Genomic DNA, 19745 nt, shown 5'->3' with positions numbered 1-19745 from the left:
GGATCAGACGCGCGCCGACGTCTGAAGGTCGTCGCCAAAGGCCTTGATGTCCTCCTCCGTCAGGGAGGTCCGGGTGTTCGCGATCGCGTCGAGGTAGTCGCGGGTGACCTGCCCGTCCTCCAGGCGGCCGCCGTCCCCCTCACGCAGATGCCGTTCGAATGCCGTCTGCGCGGCCGTGCGCGCCGCGTATTCGATGTCGGCCGGAGTGAATCGAGCGCTGGCCTCCACGAGGGCGTCGAGATCGACGTGAGGCAGGCGTGCGGCACCGATGTAGCGGGCCCAGATGGCCCGGCGCGCACCGACGTCCGGCGGGCCTACCGGGATGAGGTAGTCGAACCGGCCCGGGCGCAGGAACGCCGGGTCCATGCTGCGCACCGAATTGGTCGCGCAGACGAGCAGCCGCCGGTCGCGGCGGCGGAACACCGGGATGAGCTTGAGCAGCTCGTTGGTGATCCGGTGGGTGAGCGAGGTGGGGTCGCGCCGCTGCGAGGCGATCTCCTCGGCCTCGTCGAAGAACAGCACGACCTGGTCGAGATGGTCGACCCGGGAGAACAGCTGCCGCAGCGCCGCGGCCACGCCGTGCGGATCGGCGGCGAGCTGGTAGGGGAAGACCTCGACGAACGGCCACCTGAGGCGGGAGGCGACCGCCCGCGCGAACGTGGTCTTGCCGGTGCCCGGCGGGCCGAACAGCATGACCGCACGCGGTGGATCCAGGCCGTAAAGATCGGCGACGTCACGGTGCTCCAGCGGCATCACCAGCCGCCGCTCGATGACGGCCTTCTCCGTCTCCATTCCGGCGATCCGCTCCCACAGTCCCGTCTCGGGGACGGTGCCGCCGATCTGGTCGAGGATGGTGGCCTCCGCCGGGGCGAGCGGCAGAACCTTCTCGAAGTAGACGATGTCGGGTCGGCTCGTGTAGCCCGAGTTGAGGAAGGCGGACTCCCCGATCTCGTGTGGGGGCGACAACGCCCCGATGCGGCGCACCCGCCGCTTGGCCAGGCGCTCCTCCAGGGCGGCCAGCAGGCCGGAGCCGATGCCGTGGTGACGCCATTCGCCGTCGATGGCCATGCGCAGCACCCAGGCGCGGTCTCCGTCGGCCACGGAGACCGCGGCGGCGACGACCTGGCATCCGACGGCGGCCACGACCACCGGCATGCCGCCGCGCATGGCGCCGACCGCCTCGGCCAGGGTGACCACGGGCTCGGCGGTGGTGTCCCGGCACTCTTCGAGCAACCGGATCATCTGGTCGAAGTCGCCTTCTTGAAGATCACGAATATGCCATGGGGCCAAAGCCATCACTCCTGGAGGCCCCGTTCCCGGCTTGCTACCGCCCAAAACGGCACATATTCGCAGGAATAACCCAAAAGCTCGCGCGGACTCTGGCATTTGCCACGCCCGGACGGGGAGAACTACTGTAATGAACGTTCAGTTCACCTAGGCGGGCACGCTGTCCGGCCGTCCCCCGATCGGCCGCCCGCGCGCCATCGAAGGGAAGTCTTCCCATGGCATCCAAGATCTGGTTCATCACCGGCAGCTCGCGCGGGTTCGGCCGCGAATGGGCCGTCGCCGCGCTCGACCGCGGCGACAAGGTGGCGGCGACCGCCCGCGACACCTCCTCCCTGGACGACCTCGTCGCGAAGTACGGCGACGCCGTGCTGGCGCTCCCCCTGGACGTCACCGACCGCGAGGCCGTGTACGCCACGGTCAAGCAGGCCCATGCCCACTTCGGCCGGCTCGACATCGTGGTCAACAACGCCGGTTACGGCCAGTTCGGCATGATCGAGGAGATCAGCGAGGACGAGGCCAGGGCGCAGATCGAGACGAACCTGTTCGGAGCCCTGTGGGTGACGCAGGCGGCCCTGCCGTACCTGCGGGAACAGGGCGGCGGCCACATCATCCAGGTGTCGTCCATCGGCGGGATCTCGGCCTTCCCCAACGTCGGCATGTACAACGCCTCCAAGTGGGCGCTGGAAGGGCTCAGCCAGGCGCTGGCCCAGGAAGTCTCCCTGTTCGGCATCGCCGTGACCCTGGTCGAGCCGGCCGCCTACTCCACCGACTGGGCCGGCTCGTCCGCAAGCCACGCCACCCCGCTGCCCGCGTACGAGGAGAGCAGGGCACGCGCCGCCGAGCAGCGCGCACGCCGGATCGCCTCCATGGGCAGGCCGGAGGCGACCAGGGACGCCATCCTCAAGATCGTCGACGCGGAGCGGCCCCCGCTGCGGGTCTTCTTCGGCGACGGCCCGCTGGCGGTCGCCACCGCCGACTACGAGTCGCGACTCACCACCTGGCGCGAGTGGGAGCCGCTGTCGATCGCCGCGCACGGCAAGGACGCCTGAACTCAATCGGAGGGGAGAAGGGTGCCGAGCGGGCCGAGGTCGAGGTTGAGGTCTGCGGGTGACAACCCGAACCGGTCGCACAGCTCGGTCATCGCCTCCTCCAGGCGCATCAGTGTGAGGCCCAGCGTCTCGATCTGGTCGTCGGTCAGGTCTCCCTGGCCCATCCGCCGGATGCACTGACGCTCTACGAGCTGGCGCAGCAACTCCACGAGGGTCAGGACGAGCCGGCTGAGGTCGCGCTCGACCGCCTCGGGATCGGTGTTGAGGCGCCAGGCAGCCCGCCCGGCCCCGTGTCTCCCCCCACCACCGTCCCTCCACCCGCGCCGCTCCGCCGCGTGCCGTACGTCGATGCGGCGGACGGCGCGCGGGCCGGGACGGCTCACGGGCCGGACTCCCACGGGCCGGGCTCCCACGGGCTCGGCTCAGAGGGGCTCGTCGCCGGCGGTCCGGCGGTCCGCACGGACGCGATCAGCGCGCGCAGGGAAATGCGGACCAGGTCGATGTCGGCGATGGAGATCACGAGATCGCCGGTCACGACGACGCCTCCGGCGAGCAGACGGTCGAGCAGGTCGACCAGGGCCACCCGCTCCGCAGGCAGCCGGCCTTCGGCCGCCAGAGCTGCGCCCCGGGGAACGTCTCCGGCGCGCTTCTCAAGGGCCGCCGGGCGCTCGATCGTCACCGCACGCCCCCGTCGCCCCTGCGCTCCTCACCCCTGCGCGGCTCGCCGCGCTCCGGCCTGCCGTGTTCACCGCGCTCCGGCCTGCCCTGCTCCGGCCTGACGTGGTCACGGTCCAATTCCAGGGACGTGAAGGAGTACGGCGCCCAGGGGCCGGTGACCTCGACGTCCAGCCACGGGGCCGCCTCCTTGCCCCCGCCCACGTCCCCGCCGGCGAGCGCGGACATCTTGGCGAAGGCGGCCACAACGGCGGCGAGTTCGCGTTCCCGGCCCCCGTCCACGAGATAGGCGCCGTTGAGGACCATCCAGTCGTCGCGTCCGGACAGGCTCGGGTCCTGTGGGCGGTGCCTCCTGCCCGCCACGGCGACCTCGCACAGGGCCGCGTGCAGGCGCTCCGCCCACGCGACCGCCTGTTTGCGCAGCCTGTCCCGGTCACGCAGGCCGGCGCTACGACGCTGCAGATATGCCGTCCCCGGGCGCTCGCTCACGGCACCCGTTTCCGTGCCCGGCTCTCCGCCGGCGGTCCTCTGCAGGGCGGCGGGATCGGCGTAGGCCTTCACGCCCCACTCCTTCCGGTCGCCGACCCGTGTCAGCACCTCCTCGAAATCGTCGTGCCTGCGTTCGAGCAGGTCGCACACCTGGTCCTCACCGCCGTACACGGTCACCAGGCGCACAGGTGCGGCCGGGCCGGCGCCCGCCACGGCCTCCACCACCCGGTGGTGCGCGCGGGCGACCTCCCCGACCCAGTCGAGGTCTTCCAGCAGGCGCGTCAGCGGCTCCTCGCCGAACTGGTCGAGCGGAACCTCGCTCACGTACGCCGCCAGGCCCGCACGACTGACCTTGTGGACCGGGACGTCGAGCACGCCGCGCAGGTCCGGGCCGGCGTCGGAGTCGTCGCGGGCCACCGCATACATGTAGACGCCCGAATCAGTCACGGCGCCCCTCCCCCCTGCGCCGCCTCCCGGTCTGGTGCCCCGTCTGGTGCCCGGCCTCGTGCTCGGCGTCGTCGTCCAGCGCGTATTCGGCCTCGTCCCCGCGCTCGTACTCCCGGGCGTACTCACGGTCGTACTCGTCGTCGTGTGCGGCCTCCCGGGAGATCGCGGGCCGCCGTGGCGGCATGAGCCGCTCCTGCTCGTTCAGGCGCCGTTCGACCTCGGCGAGCCGGTCGCGGAGCCGGCGGTTCTCGTCGGTCAGCTCACGGTTCTCGCCGGTCAGCCAGGGGTCGTGTTCCCACCAGTCGATGCCGAGCTCGCGCGCCGTGTCCACTGAAGCAATCAGCAGACGCAGTTTGATGGTCAGCAGCTCGATGTCGAGCAGGTTCACCCGGATGTCGCCCGCGATCACCACACCACGATCGAGCACCCGCTCCAGGATGTCGCCGAGGTTGGTCGGCTCGCGGCCGCCCATGACCGGCTGCGCGTACGACTCACGCAGGACGGGACGCATGCGGGCGGGATCGGTCATCGCGACCCCTCCCCCGGCTCACTCGTGCCGCGCCGGTAGCGGCGCAACCGGCGGTACGACAGCAGGTCTCCCTCCTCGTCGAGCTCGGCTTCATAGATGGCGAGGATGTCGCCGGACGAGGGGACCCGGCGGTCTTCCACGATCTCGACGTGGACCGTCCAGCCGCCCTCGGCGGGCTCCACCAGCGTGACCGCCTCGGCGTCGCGCACGGTCAGGTCCGCGATGTACCGCAGGCCCCGCTCGCCCGCGCTCACCGCGGTGAGCGGCCCGCCATCGGCCCTGGAGGGCACCAGATCATCACCCTCTCCGTGTGCCGGTCATCGTCTGAAGCAGCTGCTCGACGGCCTGCGACTCCTCCTCTTCGGAGATCAGCCCCGAGCGCCTGGCCTCCGCGAGCTCCTCCAGCCGGCGGCGGACGACCGCAGGATCACGCAACTCGCGCTCCGCCTGCTCCTGGATCAGCTCGCCCAGCCGGATCACCGCGCGCACCGGCGCGACCGGCCAGGTGAAGATCAGACTGATCAGCCCCACTGCCCCGCGCCTCCTTCTTCTCCGCGCTCTCCTACGTGCTCTCCTGTGAGCCGCCCGTCACGAGGTGACGAAGTCGTACAACGCCATCGGCCCGAGCACGCGCACGTCGATCCGGTCGGCCCACTCGCGGCGCAACACGTCGGCCGCCATCTCGAAGTCGCCCTTCCTGCCCGTCTCGACCAGGAAGGCCACGTGCGCGGCGTCCCGCTCGTGCGTGGGCTCGCGGACGGCCGCGGCGACGGTGCACGGGGCGAAGGAATCGACCACGGTCTGCGTGTCGGCCTCCCTCTTGGCGGCGATCGCCTGCGTGATGAGCTCGCCGAGCTGGATGCGCTCGTTGCGGGTGGCGTCCTCGGGGCGGCTCCTGATCACCTCGCGCAGGCGCCTGAGCTCCGGGTTCTCCGCCAGCACCTCCATCAGAACGGGCCGTTCCGCGTAGGTCGCCTTGACGACGTACTGCACACGGCCCTCGATCTCCTCCAAGGCCCTGGCGAACTCGTCGTGGTGCGGCCCCAACAGCTCGTCCGCGACCGCCTCCGGCGAGGCCAGCACGGCTCCGAACCGCAGCGGCAGCACCGGCACCTCGGCCGCGGCCTGGTCCAGGAGGTCCTGGTGGCCCACGAGGTCTTCGGCCCGGCCGAGGGGGCGGCTCACGTCGACGTCGCTGACCAGCGCGCCTATCTGGCCGTGCCGTACGAGCCTGATCGGGGCGGGCGGGCTGCCCACGCCGACGGCGTCCGGGCTGATCTCCACGTCCCTGGGCACGATGCCGTAGACGTAGCAGGCGACCGAGGGGCCGGGCTCGGGACGCGCCCGCGGCCGGTCCCGGGTCTGAGCGGTGCGTGCCATCTCAGCCCCCCGTCCGCCGCCGCGCCCGCCGTGGGGCGTCCTCGGGCTCTTCGGCGCCCTCCAGCGTGCCCGCGACGAAGTCGTGCAGTCTCTCCCCCGCCGCCTCCAGCACGCCCTGGGTCGCCCCCTTGACGGCGCCCTTGGACTTCTTCTGCGCCACGCCCTGCGTGACGTCGCCGATGAGCTCGGGAAGCCCCTCCTGGGTCTGCGCGAGATCCAGCCGGTTCACCGCCTCCGCGAAGCGCAGATAGGTGTCCACGCTCGCCACGACCACGCGGGCGTCGACGGTCAGCACCTCGATGCCGACGAGCGAGACCCGGACGTAGGCGTCGATGACGAGGCCCTTGTCGAGGATCGTGTCGATGACGTCGGCCAGACCGGAGCCCGATGCCCGATCGGGTGGCCCTCCGCCCCCGGGAACGGTCACGGTCATACGGTTCCCCTCCTTCGGACTGCCGTGCGCGGGTCCGCAGGTCCTAGGTCCTGGGCCGCCGAATGCGGCGTTCCTGCTGTTCCTCGTCCTCTCTCTCCCGCGCTTCGCGGGCGGGACGTTCCTGAAGGCGCCTTCGCGCCGGGCGCTCGGCCGGTCCCGCCGAGCGTGCGCGGACGGGCCTGGCCGTACGCTCCGGCCTGGCCGGGCGAGGCTGCGGACGCGACGCCTGGGCGGGGACGGCCCGCTCCTCGCGTTCCTCCTCGGGCTCTTCCTCCTCCAGTTCGCCCTCCGGCTCCTCCGGCTCCTCTTCCTCGAACTCGCCCTCCGGCTCCTCGGGCTCCTCTTCGTAGTACTCACCGGCTTGGGCGGCCTCTCCCTCGGCCTCGAGGCGCTCCCGCTCCTCCTTGATCGCGGTTTCGTGGTCCTTGACCACCTGGCTGTCGCGGATCTCACCGCGCCAGCCCTCCACCTCGTCGGGATTCAGCAGGACCTGGCTCATGACATGCCGCCTGAAGTGCTTGAGCTCCAGACGGGCGCGCCGCCCCTGAGCCCGCCACAGGTTGCCGGTGCGCTCGAACAGACCCTGGGGGTGATACTCCAGGACCAGCAGCACGCGGGTCATGTCCGGTGTGAGCTCGTGGAAGGTCACCGCGCCGTCCGCGTACCCCTTGGCTCCCTGCGAGCGCCAGATGATGCGGCTGTCCGGCACCTGTTCGACGATCGTCGACTCCCACGTACGGTGGGACCACCAGACCTGAGCCTTCCAGTCGAGCTTCTCGTCGGCTTTCTGGTTGACGGTCTCGACCTTCTTCATGAAGCTCGGGAAGTCCTCGAACCGGGTCCACTGGTCGTACACGACCCTGATGGGCGCGCCGACGTCGACGGCCTCGACGATGTTGGTCAGCTTCAGCTTCTTGCCCTTGCCGCCTTTGCCGCCCTTGCCTCCGCCGATCCGGCTGAAGATGCCCTTGATCTTCTCCTTGGCGTAGGCCCCCAGGGCCGCGCGCAGCGGATGGGATCCGCCGCCCTCCGACTCACCGGTCAGGCTGCCGGGCAGGCCGGAGACGCCCGACTGGCCGGCAAGCGCGCCCATCAGGCCCTTGCCGGAGGTCCCTGTCATCGCCTCGAACAGGCCGGTTCCGCCCTCCTCCACGTAGGAGGTCAGCCGGCCGGCGAGCTTGTCGATCTTGCCGGTGACGTTGGCGAGGGCCCGTTCCGCCACGGCCGACGCGAGATTCTGGAACTCCTGGCCGAGCCTGCCCGTCGGCAGCTCCTTCAGGCCCGCCTGCAGATTCGCCTGAAGTTTCGTCTGCAGTGGCCCTTCCTTCGTTCGCTCGGGCATGGGAGCTCACCTCCGAGCCCGGGTGACGGGCCTGGTCGGCCGCTGCGGGCGCCGTCTCGGCTTCTCTGCCTCCTCCGGCTCCGCCCCGGCCTCCTCGTACTCGTCTTCGTAGGGCTCTTCCTCGTATTCGTCGTACTCGTCCTCGAAGTCTTCTTCCGGTGGGGGTGCGGGCTGCCTGGATCGCGGCCTGGGGACGCGACGCCTGACCTCGCTCACGGCCTCACCCGCGACCCCGCCGGCGGCCTGTTCCGCGGCGCGCCCGGCGGTGCGTCCGGCACGGCCGGCCGTCTCCGCGGCCCGGCCCGTCGCCTCGGCAGCGGCCTCACCCGCCTGCTGAGCGGCCGCCGTGCCCTCACGCAACGCCTCCGCCCTCCGGTGGAGCCTGTCGCTCAGCGCGTCGATCTGCTTGGTCGTCGCGCTGACGGCCGCCGATTTGCCGATCTCCAGGAGGTCGCCGCGCACCCGCTCGGTGACCTTTCCGAGCTCCGGCGCGGCTCCGCCGAGGAGCTTCGTGCCTTCCTCCAGGAGGCCCCCGACGCCCGCTCCGCGCAATCGCTTCGCCAGTACGGCCGTAGCGAGGGCGGTCGCCAGCCGGAGCTTGTGGTGCCGCCCCAGGTAATAGGCGACGGCCACGGCCGCGACCATCTTGCATTCTTCCTTCATCGTCCACTCCTCGCGCGTTGGTTCGCGGTCCCCCTGCCCCCAGATGTGGACGAAAAAACACATAAAGGTATATACCGGGCAAAATCGGCGATCGCTCCGGTTCACAGGTGCCACCGCGGCCCGCCGTACGGCCAGGCGGCCTCGCGACGCGACGCCGCCGCGGACCTGGGCTTTCCGGGGCACGGCGGCCTCACCCGTTACCCGCCGCAAATCCGCGATCCGGCGGCGCGGGGAAACACCGTCCGGCGGCATCTCATTTCCAAGAGTCCGGCGCCCGCGCCATAACCTGCCAAATATCGGCCATACGAGGATTCGAGGCCCGCCCCTTAATTTGCGGGGGACCCGGACCATCCAACCCGAACTGGGCCGACGCCGCCCTCTCGGAACTCTGGAAATATCCCGCCCGGCCGATGACGGAATTTGGGGGATTCGAGACTTTCCACTTACTGAATCTCGCCCGACATCTCGCCATTTACGTATGAAAAGGGGGTACTACGAACGATCGACGAAGTGATACCGGTCGTCAATCAAGGGCGAAGTGGGGGATTCACATGACAGGGTCGAGGACACCGGTGGAGGGTGTGCCCGCTCAACGCGAGCGGGAGGCCGGGCGCGAGGGCGCCCTGGCACGCGAGCATCCGACCGGAGCGAGCCTGGTGAGCGATCAGGGTCGCACCACCATCGCGCCCGAGGCAGTCGCGAAGATCGCGGGTGTGGCCGCCCGGCAGATCTCCGGCGTACACGACTTCGGCACCAGCGCGGCACGCATGTTCGGCGCGCTCAAGGGCAAGCTCGGCGTGGACGAGATCACCCGCGGGATCGCAGTGGAGGTCGGAGAACGCCAGGCCGCCGTGGACATCGCGCTGGTCGTCGAATACGGTGTCGCCATTCCCGATCTGGCCTCAGCCGCGCGCCGCAACGTGATCGACTCGGTCGAGCACATGTGCGGGCTGGAGGTCACCGAGGTCAACATCGCGGTGGACGACGTGCACCTGCCTGAGCAGGAGCAGGAGACCGTCGGCGGCGGCGAAGCGGCGCCGCGCGTCAAGTGAGCGGCGGGCTCGCCGGCCAGGTGGCCGAGCGGGCCCGGGCGTGCCCCCAGGTGGAGGAGCTGTCCTCCGGGCCGTTCGGAACCATCGCGACCTACCTGCCCGGTGAATCGGTCCCCGGCGTGGCCGTCCGGGACGACGAGATCGAGATCCACGTGATCGCGAGATACGGGCCACCGCTCCCCGAGGTCGGCACGGCCGTGCGGGAGGCGGTCGGCGACCTGGCGGGAGACCGCCGGGTGAACGTGACCATCGACGACGTCCGGACACATGCACCGGCCGCGAAGCCGGCCAAGAAGCCGGCCAAAAAGAAGGAAAGGCGATCATCATGAAGCAGTTCCCCGTATGGGCCCTCACGGGCCTGGCGTTCGGCACGATCCTCGGGGTGGTCGGGGCGTTCGGCGGCGGCTACGCGTTCCTGATCGTGCTGGTCCTGGGCGTGCTCGGCCTCTTCATCGGCATGGTCATGGAAGGCGATGTCGAGATGCCGGCGATGCGGACGAGACGGCAATGACGCACACCCGCGGGCACGTCGAGGTCTCCGAGCGCGCCTTCTCCAAGATCGCGACTGAGGTGGCGGCGGAGAATCGCCGGATCGCAGGAAGACCGGAGGTCCACGCGTCCATCGCCGGAGGCGTTGCCGCCGTACGGTGCCGGCTGTCGTTGCACTACCCGGCGCCCGTGCGGCAGGCCACCGCTGAAATCCGCCACCACGTCCGCGAGCGCGTGCGCGAGCTGACCGGCATCTCCGTCGGCAGCGTCGACATCGACGTCGTCGGCCTGGTGCCGCCGGAGGAGGGCCCATGACTGAGGACACCCGGCTGCGGGACACAGCCGGCTCGGCTGCGAGGACGGCCGCCCGGCCGCGCGCCGCGGTGCGCGCATTCCGGCCTAGGAGAACGATCCCCGCGATGATCGCGTCGATCGCCCTGCTCGCGGCCGGAGTGCTGACCGCCCTTGAAGTGATCATGGCGCTGTGGGGCCGCCCGGCACAGATCGTCCCCATCGACGATCTGAACCGGTGGGCCGCCGCCACGACGTGGCAGGACCGGGCGGCGCTCGGGTCGGCCGGTCTCGCGACACTGCTGGGCCTGCTGCTCCTGCTGATCGCCTGGGTCGCGGGGCGCCCGCGGGTCGTGGCCCTGCGCACCGACGACCCCGACCTGGTCGCAGGGGTGTCGCCGCGGATGCTGGCGAACCTGCTCGGCGACGCGGCGGGACGGGTCGACGGCGTGCGGCGAGCCCGTGCCAAGGTGCGGGGGCGGCACGTGACGGTCCAGGCCACGACCGACCTGAGAGATGCCGCCGAAATGGAAGAGCGGGTGCGCGCCGCCGTGGAGCGGGAGATCGCCACGCTGGCCCCCGTGGCCCGTTACACCGTACGGGCCCGGGTCCGCACCCCCAGATGAGGGGCACAGATGAGGGGCACAGATGAGGCGCACCAGCGACTGAGGAGGTCGTCATGAGGCGAGAACGCGCCCTGGGCCGGACCACCGCGCGGATGAACCGGATCGGCCTCACCACCCTCGGGCTGGTCCTCTTCGCGGGCGGGGGCGCGGCGCTGGCTCGCGGTCTGGGCGCCTTCGGCGCGGACGCGGCCCGCCGTCCGCTCCTGGACGGCGACGTGGTGGCGCTGACCGAGCAGCCGTGGTTCTGGCCCGCGGTCGCCGCCGCGGGGATCGTGGTCGGCCTGCTCGGCCTGAGCTGGCTGCTCGCGCTGCTGCGGCCCGACCGGCTGCGGCGGGTGCGCCTGGAAAGCGGGCACGAGGGTGTCACCGAGATGAGCCCCCGCCTGGCAGGAGACGCGCTGGCGCGGCAGGTCGGCGGCTTCCCCGGAGTACGGCAGGCCAGGGCGGTCCTGCGGGGCACGCTCGACAGGCCCTCGCTGGACATGCGGATCACCACGCGCGACCCGGCCGAGGCGGGAGCCGTGCTCAACCGGCTGCGCGGCCAGGCGTTCCCCGACCTGCGCGCCACGCTCGGGCTGGAACGGCTCCCCGCGCTCGTGCGCCTGGGCTTCGCCCGCGACCGGCACACGCGCGCGGTTCATTGATCGGGTTCATTGAGCCGGTTCATTGAGCGGGGCCTGCGGCCCGGTCACAGATCGCGGAGCGTCGGCAGGAGTTCCTTCTCCGACCAGTCGAAGAAGGCGTCCTGGTGCTCGTGCCCGATCTGCACCAGCGCGACGTGGGTGAACCCCGCCTCCACGTAGGCGCGCACACCCTCGACCACGGGGTCCACGTCGGGTCCGCAGGGCACCTTGGCCGCCACGTCCTCCGGCCTCACCGTCTCGGCGTGCGCGGAGAAATTGACCGGCGCGGGCAGCTCGGCCATCACCTTCCATCCCGCGACCGACCAGCGCCACAGGCGGTGCGCCCGCCGCCTGGCCTCCTCGGGGTCGGGGCCGAAGGACACGGCGAGCTGGCCGTAGACGGGCCGCCCGCCTCCGCCGTCCGCCGCGAACGCGCGGACGAGGGCAGGGTCGGGATCGATCGCGACCAGGGCGTCGCCGTACTCGTCGGCGATCGCGACCGACTGCGATCCCGACGCCGCCACGGCGAGCGGGACCCGCTCGCCGGGCAGGTCGTACAGCTTGGCCGAGTCGACCTGGAAGAAGTCGCCGCGCCGGGTCACGTAGCCGCCGTCGAAGAGCGCCCGGATGATCTCCAGTGCCTCGGCGAACATCGCGTGCCTGGTGTCGACGGGTGGCCAGCCCGTGCCCACCACGTGCTCGTTGAGGTTCTCCCCCGCGCCGAGACCCAGCGTGAACCGGCCCTCGGTGAGCGCTCCCATGGTCGCGGCCTTCTGGGCCACCACGGCCGGGTGGTAACGCATGATCGGGCAGGTCACGTAGGTCATGAGCGGCAGCTCGCGGGTCGCCTGCGCGGCAGCCCCCAGCACCGACCACGCGTACGGCGAATGCCCCATCTCCTCCAGCCAGGGGAAGTAGTGGTCGGAGATGACCGCGTAGGAGAACCCGACCTCCTCGGCCGTCGCCACGTCACGGACGAGCTGGCGTGCGGGCGTCTGCTCGCACAACATCGTGTATCCGATTTCCACCATGCTGCTGCCTTACCCCGCCCTCCACGTTCATGCCGCCGAGGCCGTGATCATGCCTGACTGATTCAAACGCCCTGGTCAGGGGTGCTCGGAGGGGCTCCGCCCATCATGCGCATCATGGGCAGGCCTCCCGTGGCGAGGAACCGGACGAACAGCACCGCCGCCAGTGCGAGGAAGGCCACGTTGAGCCAGGTGGTGTAGTTCCACGTGATGTGCGCCTCGACGACCCGCGCCGACCGCTCCTGCGGGGTCAGGCCGACCGCCCAGAAGATCAGCTCGACGATGTAGCCCGCGGCGGCCATGGTCACGTAGAAGGTGCCGGCGATGAACGCGGCCGCTCGCGGGCCGTAGTACTTCCGGTAGATGTTGAGAATCGGCAGGATGATCAGGTCGGCGAAGATGAACGCGACCACTCCCCCGAAGCTGATCCCCCCGTTCCACAACACGGCGGCGAGGGGCACGTTGCCGATCGAGCACACGAAGCTGACCACGGCGACCACCGGGCCCACCAGCGGCCCCCACAACACCGCGAGCACCGGCTGATCGGTGAGGAAGAAACCCCTCCAGAAGTCCGCAGGCACCCAGGCGGCGAGGGCGCCGGCGATGAGCAGCCCGACGACGATGTCCCGCCAGATCGCGGCCCACTCCATGACGAAGATGTGTGAGATCGCGGTGAAGCCCTTCGTGGAGGCCAGCCGGCGCAGGAACGAGCCGCCGCCCGTGACGGACATGTCCATCGCCGCGTGACCCTCCATCGAGCCCGCCAGCCCGCGTTCCGCCTGCCGTAGGGCGTCGGCGACCAGGCGGCGGCGCAGGAAGAGCCGGAAGAGCACCGCCAGCAGCACGATCATGATGGGCCCGCCGACGAACTCCGCCACGGTGAACTGCCAGCCCAGGAGCAGCGCGAGCAGGATGCCGAGCTCGAGGACGAGGTTGGTCGAGGCGATCTCGAAGGCCATGGCGGCGGTGAAGCCGGCCCCTTTCCGGAACAGGGAGCGGGCGAGCGCGACGGCCGCGTAAGAGCAAGAGGAGGAGGCGATTCCCAGCGCGGTCGCGGCGGCGAGGGCCCGCGGTGAGTCGTCGCCCAGCAGCGCCGTCACCGCCTGCCGCCGCACGACGGCCTGGACGACCGCCGAGAGGAGGAATCCGAGGATCAGCGCCCAGAGGATCTCCCAGGCCATCGATCCGGAGACCTCCAGGGCGTGCCACAACCAGCCCATTCGTGCCCTCCCGGGGAAAACCGTGCGTTCCAGGCGTACCCCTTGACGACACGGGCACCAGGAGCGGCGGTGTCACGAACACTTAAAAAACTGGAATCAATGGCATAAGCAGCGCATAAGTGCCTGTGTACCTGAAATGTGGAGAAGGTGCCCGTTACGCTACGTCCACATTCGATCCGGGCGCGCGTCACTCTGGTGGCGGCCGGGCTGTCGCTGATCGTCTTCACGTTGATCGGGATCGGCCTGGACTTCGCGGTCCGGACCAGAATTCAGGACGGCATCTACGCGGATTCCGAGCGGATCGCAACGTACTGGATCAACTGGGAGCCGATCAGCGCGCCGCGGCCGGCCACGACGACCCGCATCGACCTCCTCCAGTTCGTCGACTCCCGTGGCAGGGTGCTGGCCGCCAGCAAGGCGGCGGGCACGACCCCCATCACCACCGTGCGCCCTCCGGCGGACGACCGGATCAGGCACGGCACCTCGTGCGCAAAGTCAGGTTGCGTGGTGTTCACCGCCGTACGGCTCCCTCCCCTGGAGACGAACCTGCTCTGGGGAGGCGAGCCCCACTTCGTGTATGCGGGGATGGCCCAGCCGCCCATCCTCGCGGGGCACCGGCTGGAGCTCCTCACCGCCGCGGGTGTCGTGCTGGCGTCGGGCTTGGCGTCGTGGGTGGCGTGGTGGGTGGTCGGCCGTACGCTCCGGCCCGTGGCGGAGATCAGGGCGAGGACCGCCGAGATCACCCTGAGCGACCTGAGCATGCGGGTGCCCCAGCCGCCGGGACGCGACGAGATCGCCCAGCTCGCCCGCACCACCAACCGGACGCTCACCCGGCTGGAGGAGGCGGTCAACCAGCAGCGCCAGTTCGCCTCCGTCGTCTCCCACGAGTTGAGGTCGCCGGTCGCCGCCCTGTACACGCGGCTCGAGGAGGCGCAGCTGTACCCGGACGAGGTCGACCTGCGCGACACCGTCGACGGGGCCATGGCGACCACGAAACGCCTTCAGGCGATCATCAACGACCTCTTGGTGCTCGCCCGGCTCAGGACCGCCGTCCCGTCGCCGCCTGAGCCGATCGACCTCGGCGCCCTGGTGGCGGAGGAGGCGGCCAACCAGCTCCACGGCCCACCGGTCCGCACCTACGCCACAGGCCCGGTGATGGTGCTCGGCAACCGGATCCAGCTGATCGGCGTGCTCAACAACCTGCTGGTCAACGCGCGACGGCACGCCTCAAGCGCCGTGGACGTGACCACGACCCGCTCGGACGGCTACGCGGTGGTGATAGTCGCCGACGACGGGGACGGCATCGCGGAGCAGGACCGCGAACGCGTCTTCGAACCCTTCGTGCGCCTGGCCGACGCCCGGCAGCGCGACCCCGGCGGCAGCGGACTCGGCCTGGCGATCTGCCGGGGCATCGTCGGAGCGCACCACGGCACCCTGAACGTCGAGGACTCCCCACAGGGCGCGTGCTTCGTCATGCGTCTGCCGCTCATGGACGCGGACCTTTCTCCGACGCCCTGACCCGCAGCCGCGGGGCTCACCCGTCGAGGGACGCCGAGTCGGGGCGCGGCGCGGCGGCCGTTGTGGCGGCCGGTGTGGCGGTCCAGCTGGCCAGCAGGCGAAGGGCGTGTTCGGACGGGGAGCCGGGCTCGGCAGTGTAGAGACCGAGCATCTGGTCGGGGTCACCGGTCGGGGTGAGCGCCTCGTAGGCCAGCGTGAGCTCCCCCACCAGGGGGTGGTGGTACCGCTTGCTGCCGTGGGTGCGCCGGTGGACGTCGTGCTCGGCCCACCAGCGGCGGAAGTCCTTGTCCCGCAGGGACAGCTCACCGATCAGCTCCGCGAGACGCGGGTCGTCGGGATGCCGCCCGGCATACAGGTGCAGGGAGCCGACGGTGCCGCGCGCGGCCGCCTCCCAGTCGACGTGAAGCTCGCGGGCTGCCTCGTCGAGGAACATGTAGCGGGCCATGTTCCGCTCCCGATGCGGCAACGCGTCGAAATCGGTGTAGAGCGCCTTGGCCAGGGGGTTCGCGGCCAGCACGTCGAGGCGCCGGCCGATGACCACGACCGGAATGTCGATCATGGTGTCCAGCACCCGGTACAGGCCGGGCCGTACGCGCTGGGGCGAAAGCGGGCGCGGCTGCCTGCGGGCCGGCCGTGCCACGGCGAAGAGGTGTTCGCGCTCGGTGTCGTTCAGGCGCAGCGCACGGGCCAGTGCGTCCAGCACGCTCTCGGAGACGTTCACGTGCCGCCCGCGCTCCAGGCGCACGTAGTAGTCGACGCTGACCCCCGCGAGCTGGGCGACCTCCTCCCTGCGCAGGCCCGGCACACGGCGGGTGCCCGGCTGCGGGGTCAGGCCCGCCTCCTCGGGACTGACCCGGGCGCGGCGCGAGCGCAGGAAGTCCCGGAGCTCGGTGTTGCCTGGGGAGGACTGGTCGGTCATGCCGTCCAGAGTATGACCGGCCAGAGAGGGTGTCTCCGCTGGTGAGGGGTACTGCCAGACCCCCGGTGGGGGCATGCCCCTCTCGTGGCTCCGGGCGGTCGCCCCGCAGCGGTTCGCTGGAAGTGCGCCACCTGGGGCGCACGTCCAGAGAGGCACCTCCATGCTCATCACCACCCCCTTCACCGCTGAATCGACCGCCGCCGAGGTCGTCGACGGCGTCGACCTGTCCGGCCGCCGGGCCGTCGTCACCGGCGCCTCGTCCGGAATCGGCATCGAGACCGCCCGGGCGCTCGCCGCCGCCGGGGCAGAGGTCACGCTGGCCGTACGGGACGCCGGGGCCGGTGCCCGGGTCGCCGAAGACATCCGGGTCGCCACCGGAAACGAGCGGATCCACGTCGCGCCGCTGGATCTGTCCGACCAGAAGTCGGTCACGGCCTTCGTCGAGGCGTGGGACGGGCCCCTGCACATCCTCGTGAACAACGCCGGCGTGATGAACACCCCCGAGTTGCGGACTCCGGAGGGCTGGGAGCTGCAGTTCGCCACCAACCATCTCGGCCACTTCACGCTGTCCACCGGCCTGCACCCGGCGCTCGCGGCGGCCGGCCGTGCCCGGGTCGTGTCGCTCAGCTCGGTGGGGCACCTGCGTGCCGGGATCGACTTCGACGACATCCACTTCAGGACCCGGCCGTACGAGCCCATGATCGCCTATGGCCAGTCCAAGACGGCCAACGCGCTGTTCGCGGTCGAGGCGAACCGCCGCTGGGCCGGGGACGGCATCACCGTCAACGCGGCCCACCCCGGAGCGGTCCTGACGAACCTCACCAGGCACATGTCCCAGGAGGAGCTCGACCGTGCGGTCGCCTCCGGATATGTGTTCAAGACGCCTCAGCAGGGCGCGGCCACCTCCGTGCTGCTCGCCACCTGGCCGCCGCTCGAGGGCGTCGGCGGGCGCTACTTCGAGGACGCCAACGAGGCGCAGTCGCCCGTGCCGGGAGTGCACCGGGGCGTCGCGCCGCACGCGCTCGACCCCGAGGCCGCCTCACGTCTGTGGCAGGCGTCTCTCGACATGATCGCGGCGGCGCGCGGCTGAGTGCCCGTTTGCACGCTGCGAGGTCGGGAACGAACCGCTTTCAGGTCTTCCGTGCCGGGAAGGGCGTCGTCCAGGCGACCTCGTGAGGTGAGCCATGACCACGAGACCCCGCGTCGCGATCTTCGATGTGAACGAGACGGTCACAGACCTGGTGCCGCTGCGCGGGGCCTTCGAGGAGATCGGCCTTCCCGGCCACCTGGTGGACACGTGGTATGCGGGGCTCCTGCGCGACGGCATCGCACTCACCGCCGCAGGCGGATACGCCGACTTCGCCGACGTGGCCGCGGGGGTGCTCAAGAGCCTGCTGCCCGGCTGGGGCGGGGACCCCGATCACGCGGTCGAGCATGTGATGGCGGCTTTCACCCAGTTGCACGTGCACCCTGACATCCCCGAGGGGATGCGCATGCTGCGTGACCAGGGCATCCGCCTGTTCACCCTGACCGTCGGCGTCGCCGCGATCACCGAGGCCGTGCTGGCGCGCGACGGCATCCGCGACCTCGTCGAGGAATGCCTCGACGTCAGCGGCCCCCGGGCGTGGAAACCCGCCCGCGCCTCCTACGCGTACGCCCTCGGCAAGGCCGGCGTGCGCCCGGACGAAGCCGTCATGATCGCGGTCCACCCGTGGGACATCGACGGCGCGCAGCGGGCGGGCCTGCACGGGGCCTGGCTCGATCGGCAGGGCACGCCGTACCCTCCCGCGATGCTCGCCCCGGAGATCACCGCCCCAGATCTGATCGCCTTGGCGTCGGTCTGGGCGTGACCTCGTGGCGATTAGCCGTTCCGCCCGGTACGGCCACGCCTGGTGTGCGAGGGTTCCAGGTCGTCGGCGGTCAGCTCGCGAGCCGGGTCACGAACGTTCAGGTCAGGACTGCGATTGCTTATTCCGTTTCATAGCGCTTTCTCTCTTTCTAGAGATATGCACATTCGCGGCGTGCGCTTGGAGCAATAGTCAAGACCTAATGACTTCCGAACGGCCCGGTCTGATCACGAACGTCTAGTCAAGACCTGGGACGCGTGAGCCCTCTCCACAGACTGGCGGAGTGCTCAGGTCGGGTTGTTCATGCTACGCGCCGATCACCCGGGCCTCCGGCAAGAGCCTGGTAGTCCACCACCGCAAGGTCAAGAATCAGCGGCTGGCCGCCGCCGGCTATGTGTGGGCGTTCGCTTCCCTCAAAGCGGCCGGGCCCAGAGCCCACTACGACCACCGACGGCAAGTCGGTGACCGACACTCCAGTGCACTTCGCAACACCTTCAACCGAATGCTCGGCTGCCTCCACCACTGCTTGCAGACCGGCAAGCCCTATGACGAATCAGCCGCCTTCGGATCCCGTCTCACTGCTGCAGCTTGACACCTTAAGAAGATCGGATGTCTGTGGATGTGTTCGATCTTGATTACTTGCTCGTGTCGCGGTAGGTCCACATCTCGGCCATCTGACCGTCTTTCATGCCAATGAGCCAGACCAGGCGCGTGGGTGAGTGTTGTGCGGTCTGGCTGACGGCACCGGCGACGGCGATGAGGTCGTCATCGCCGAGGATGGCGTCGATCTGGAATCGCAGGTCCGGCTGGGCTGCCCGGATCTGCTCGATGGCCTGCTGCACGCCATGGGGTCCGCTCACTTCAGGATGAGCGTGGTCGATCCAGTTGGCATGGAGGATCTGGACGGCGATCGAGACGTCGCCGGTGTTCCACATCTCGAAATAACGCGCGGCGATCTGCTGGGGTGGAAGGGCGCCATCGTTGGTCATCAGATTTCCTTCGGCGTTGGGAGGATTGTCAGGCTGCGGCGGGTTGAGCGTCGTGCCCAGGTCACTCAAAACGCGTTTCCGCTTGCGAAGGTAGCCTCGGCGCGAACCAGGGCGGCCAGGTGAGGTGCGTGACCGCGCGCCAGCGCTTCTGCGCGGACTCGATCAGCTTGAAGGCCATAGGCAGACCGGCCCCTTGGTGATCTTGGTGGGGTGCCGCACGGTGGCAGACGTGGACTCGATGGGGTTAGTCGTGCGCAGATGCACCCAGTGCTCGGCGGGGAAGTCGTAGAAGGCCAGCAGTTCATCAAGGTCGTCGACGACCCTGGCAGGATACTTGGCACTGTAGGCAGCCTGGAAGTCCTTGACCGCAGCGAGGGCGTGGTCCTTGTCTTCGGCGCTCCAGATTTCGGCCAGGTGCTTCTTGGCAGCGGGGTGCGCGGACTTCGGGAGCACCCCCAGCGCGTTAGAGATCTTGTGAAACCAGCATCTCTGGGTCCTGGTCTGCGGAAATACCTCCCCCCGTGCCGGGCAGAAGCCGAGCGCCCCATCCTCGATCGCCAACACCGGGGCACGCATCCCAGGCCGCTTGCAATCGATCGGCGTACGCGCCGACAGCCGCAAGGAACTCGTCGCGCTGACCGACGGCTACCGCGAGTCCACCGAGTCGTGGGCTGACCGTCGATATATACGACAGTTCGTTTTTATTCGCGATTTCCGCTAAGAGGAAAGCCCTGCCGGGCTGTTCAAGTTCGGCAATCATGGCCCAGGATGGGCCTTGGCATTGCGCCTGACCAACGCCCCATCCGATGCCCAGTTTTGCCACAACCGCCCAGTCTCAGATTCGTTTTT

General features: G+C 70.1%; 25 protein-coding genes and 1 pseudogene. 10 read left to right on the top strand and 16 right to left on the bottom strand.

The annotated features are described in order from the left end of the window. Positions 1-3: 3 nt before the first annotated feature. The gene (locus Pth03_RS38875; RefSeq protein ID WP_203949521.1) at positions 4-1296 is read right to left on the bottom strand and encodes an ATP-binding protein; all 1293 of its coding nucleotides are present in this window, start codon (positions 1294-1296) and stop codon (positions 4-6) included. Between the two features lie 206 nt (positions 1297-1502). Here Pth03_RS38875 and Pth03_RS38870 point away from each other — a divergent pair, with 206 nt between their 5' ends. Further along, complete coding sequence (locus Pth03_RS38870) at positions 1503-2336, top strand: SDR family oxidoreductase (protein ID WP_203949520.1); 834 nt, start codon at positions 1503-1505, stop codon at positions 2334-2336. 2 nt (positions 2337-2338) lie between these two features. On the opposite strand, the gene Pth03_RS38865 is transcribed toward Pth03_RS38870, so the two are convergent. From Pth03_RS38865 to Pth03_RS38820, 10 genes are read right to left on the bottom strand one after another with little or no spacing between them, the layout of a single operon-like run. Then, positions 2339-2719, bottom strand: a complete 381-nt coding sequence (locus Pth03_RS38865; protein WP_239119712.1) for a gas vesicle protein K — start codon at positions 2717-2719, stop codon at positions 2339-2341. Further along, a complete protein-coding gene (locus tag Pth03_RS41905; RefSeq protein ID WP_239119711.1) occupies positions 2716-3015 on the bottom strand; it encodes a gas vesicle protein in 300 nt (99 codons plus the stop codon). The genes Pth03_RS38865 and Pth03_RS41905 overlap by 4 nt, the downstream gene beginning before the upstream one ends. Next, a complete protein-coding gene (locus Pth03_RS38855) occupies positions 3012-3947 on the bottom strand; it encodes a GvpL/GvpF family gas vesicle protein (protein WP_203949519.1) in 936 nt (311 codons plus the stop codon). Before Pth03_RS38855 ends, Pth03_RS41905 begins: the two co-directional genes overlap by 4 nt. Continuing rightward, entirely contained in the window at positions 3940-4476 is a 537-nt protein-coding gene (locus tag Pth03_RS41900; protein ID WP_239119710.1) for a gas vesicle protein, read from the bottom strand. The genes Pth03_RS38855 and Pth03_RS41900 overlap by 8 nt, the downstream gene beginning before the upstream one ends. Further along, positions 4473-4766, bottom strand: a complete 294-nt coding sequence (gene gvpO, locus Pth03_RS38845; RefSeq protein ID WP_239119709.1) for a gas vesicle protein GvpO — start codon at positions 4764-4766, stop codon at positions 4473-4475. The genes Pth03_RS41900 and gvpO overlap by 4 nt, the downstream gene beginning before the upstream one ends. A gap of 7 nt (positions 4767-4773) precedes the next feature. Continuing rightward, positions 4774-5007 (bottom strand): gas vesicle protein GvpG, encoded by a 234-nt coding sequence (locus Pth03_RS38840; protein WP_203949518.1) that lies wholly within the window; start codon positions 5005-5007, stop codon positions 4774-4776. A gap of 57 nt (positions 5008-5064) precedes the next feature. Further along, entirely contained in the window at positions 5065-5856 is a 792-nt protein-coding gene (locus tag Pth03_RS38835; protein WP_203949517.1) for a GvpL/GvpF family gas vesicle protein, read from the bottom strand. Position 5857: 1 nt separating this feature from the next. Beyond that, positions 5858-6289, bottom strand: coding sequence for a gas vesicle protein GvpJ (gvpJ, locus tag Pth03_RS38830; protein WP_203949516.1), 432 nt, complete (start codon positions 6287-6289; stop codon positions 5858-5860). Between the two features lie 43 nt (positions 6290-6332). Further along, positions 6333-7631 carry an SRPBCC family protein gene (locus tag Pth03_RS38825; RefSeq protein ID WP_203949515.1) on the bottom strand — a complete coding sequence of 433 codons (1299 nt, stop codon included), beginning with the start codon at positions 7629-7631 and terminating at the stop codon, positions 6333-6335. 6 nt (positions 7632-7637) lie between these two features. Further along, a complete protein-coding gene (locus tag Pth03_RS38820; protein WP_203949514.1) occupies positions 7638-8294 on the bottom strand; it encodes a hypothetical protein in 657 nt (218 codons plus the stop codon). 551 nt (positions 8295-8845) lie between these two features. Here Pth03_RS38820 and Pth03_RS38815 point away from each other — a divergent pair. Genes Pth03_RS38815 through Pth03_RS38790 form a run of 6 tightly spaced genes read left to right on the top strand, consistent with a single transcriptional unit; the run spans position 8846 to position 11396 of the window. Continuing rightward, complete coding sequence (locus Pth03_RS38815; protein ID WP_203949513.1) at positions 8846-9346, top strand: Asp23/Gls24 family envelope stress response protein; 501 nt, start codon at positions 8846-8848, stop codon at positions 9344-9346. Next, positions 9343-9675 carry an Asp23/Gls24 family envelope stress response protein gene (locus Pth03_RS38810; protein ID WP_203949512.1) on the top strand — a complete coding sequence of 111 codons (333 nt, stop codon included), beginning with the start codon at positions 9343-9345 and terminating at the stop codon, positions 9673-9675. Before Pth03_RS38815 ends, Pth03_RS38810 begins: the two co-directional genes overlap by 4 nt. Then, the gene (locus Pth03_RS38805) at positions 9672-9857 is read left to right on the top strand and encodes a hypothetical protein (protein WP_203949511.1); all 186 of its coding nucleotides are present in this window, start codon (positions 9672-9674) and stop codon (positions 9855-9857) included. Before Pth03_RS38810 ends, Pth03_RS38805 begins: the two co-directional genes overlap by 4 nt. Then, a complete protein-coding gene (locus tag Pth03_RS38800) occupies positions 9854-10150 on the top strand; it encodes an Asp23/Gls24 family envelope stress response protein (RefSeq protein WP_203949510.1) in 297 nt (98 codons plus the stop codon). The genes Pth03_RS38805 and Pth03_RS38800 overlap by 4 nt, the downstream gene beginning before the upstream one ends. Beyond that, on the top strand, positions 10147-10752 hold the full coding sequence (locus Pth03_RS38795) for a DUF6286 domain-containing protein (RefSeq protein ID WP_203949509.1): 606 nt from the start codon (positions 10147-10149) through the stop codon (positions 10750-10752). Before Pth03_RS38800 ends, Pth03_RS38795 begins: the two co-directional genes overlap by 4 nt. 53 nt (positions 10753-10805) lie before the next feature. Continuing rightward, complete coding sequence (locus Pth03_RS38790; RefSeq protein WP_203949508.1) at positions 10806-11396, top strand: alkaline shock response membrane anchor protein AmaP; 591 nt, start codon at positions 10806-10808, stop codon at positions 11394-11396. A 44-nt stretch (positions 11397-11440) separates the two neighbouring features. Here Pth03_RS38790 and Pth03_RS38785 read toward each other — a convergent pair whose 3' ends face one another. Together Pth03_RS38785 and Pth03_RS38780 are read right to left on the bottom strand one after the other, a co-directional pair. Continuing rightward, positions 11441-12406, bottom strand: coding sequence for a TIGR03557 family F420-dependent LLM class oxidoreductase (locus Pth03_RS38785; RefSeq protein ID WP_203949507.1), 966 nt, complete (start codon positions 12404-12406; stop codon positions 11441-11443). Between the two features lie 62 nt (positions 12407-12468). After that, on the bottom strand, positions 12469-13623 hold the full coding sequence (locus Pth03_RS38780) for a permease (RefSeq protein WP_203949506.1): 1155 nt from the start codon (positions 13621-13623) through the stop codon (positions 12469-12471). A 147-nt stretch (positions 13624-13770) separates the two neighbouring features. Here Pth03_RS38780 and Pth03_RS38775 point away from each other — a divergent pair, with 147 nt between their 5' ends. Further along, complete coding sequence (locus tag Pth03_RS38775) at positions 13771-15141, top strand: sensor histidine kinase (RefSeq protein ID WP_203949505.1); 1371 nt, start codon at positions 13771-13773, stop codon at positions 15139-15141. Positions 15142-15157: 16 nt separating this feature from the next. On the opposite strand, the gene Pth03_RS38770 is transcribed toward Pth03_RS38775, so the two are convergent. Further along, positions 15158-16060: a helix-turn-helix transcriptional regulator gene (locus Pth03_RS38770; RefSeq protein ID WP_203949504.1), complete on the bottom strand. Its 903-nt coding sequence runs from the start codon at positions 16058-16060 to the stop codon at positions 15158-15160. 160 nt (positions 16061-16220) lie between these two features. On the opposite strand from Pth03_RS38770, the gene Pth03_RS38765 reads away from it, so the two are divergent. Then, positions 16221-17150, top strand: coding sequence for an SDR family NAD(P)-dependent oxidoreductase (locus tag Pth03_RS38765; protein ID WP_203949503.1), 930 nt, complete (start codon positions 16221-16223; stop codon positions 17148-17150). A gap of 94 nt (positions 17151-17244) precedes the next feature. Continuing rightward, a complete protein-coding gene (locus Pth03_RS38760; protein ID WP_203949502.1) occupies positions 17245-17910 on the top strand; it encodes a haloacid dehalogenase type II in 666 nt (221 codons plus the stop codon). A gap of 632 nt (positions 17911-18542) precedes the next feature. Here the strand turns inward: Pth03_RS38760 and Pth03_RS38755 are convergent. Beyond that, positions 18543-18965, bottom strand: coding sequence for an ester cyclase (locus Pth03_RS38755; protein ID WP_203949501.1), 423 nt, complete (start codon positions 18963-18965; stop codon positions 18543-18545). Further along, a pseudogene (locus Pth03_RS38750) lies at positions 18962-19493 on the bottom strand (transposase); the annotation flags it as partial. The pseudogene Pth03_RS38750 and the gene Pth03_RS38755, both read right to left, overlap by 4 nt. Between the last annotated feature and the right edge of the window lie 252 nt (positions 19494-19745).

This window comes from Planotetraspora thailandica (assembly GCF_016863335.1).
Classification (GTDB): domain Bacteria; phylum Actinomycetota; class Actinomycetes; order Streptosporangiales; family Streptosporangiaceae; genus Planotetraspora; species Planotetraspora thailandica.
The sequence above is the reverse complement of the archived record's forward strand: the minus strand, read 5'-3'. Positions and strand labels throughout refer to the sequence as shown.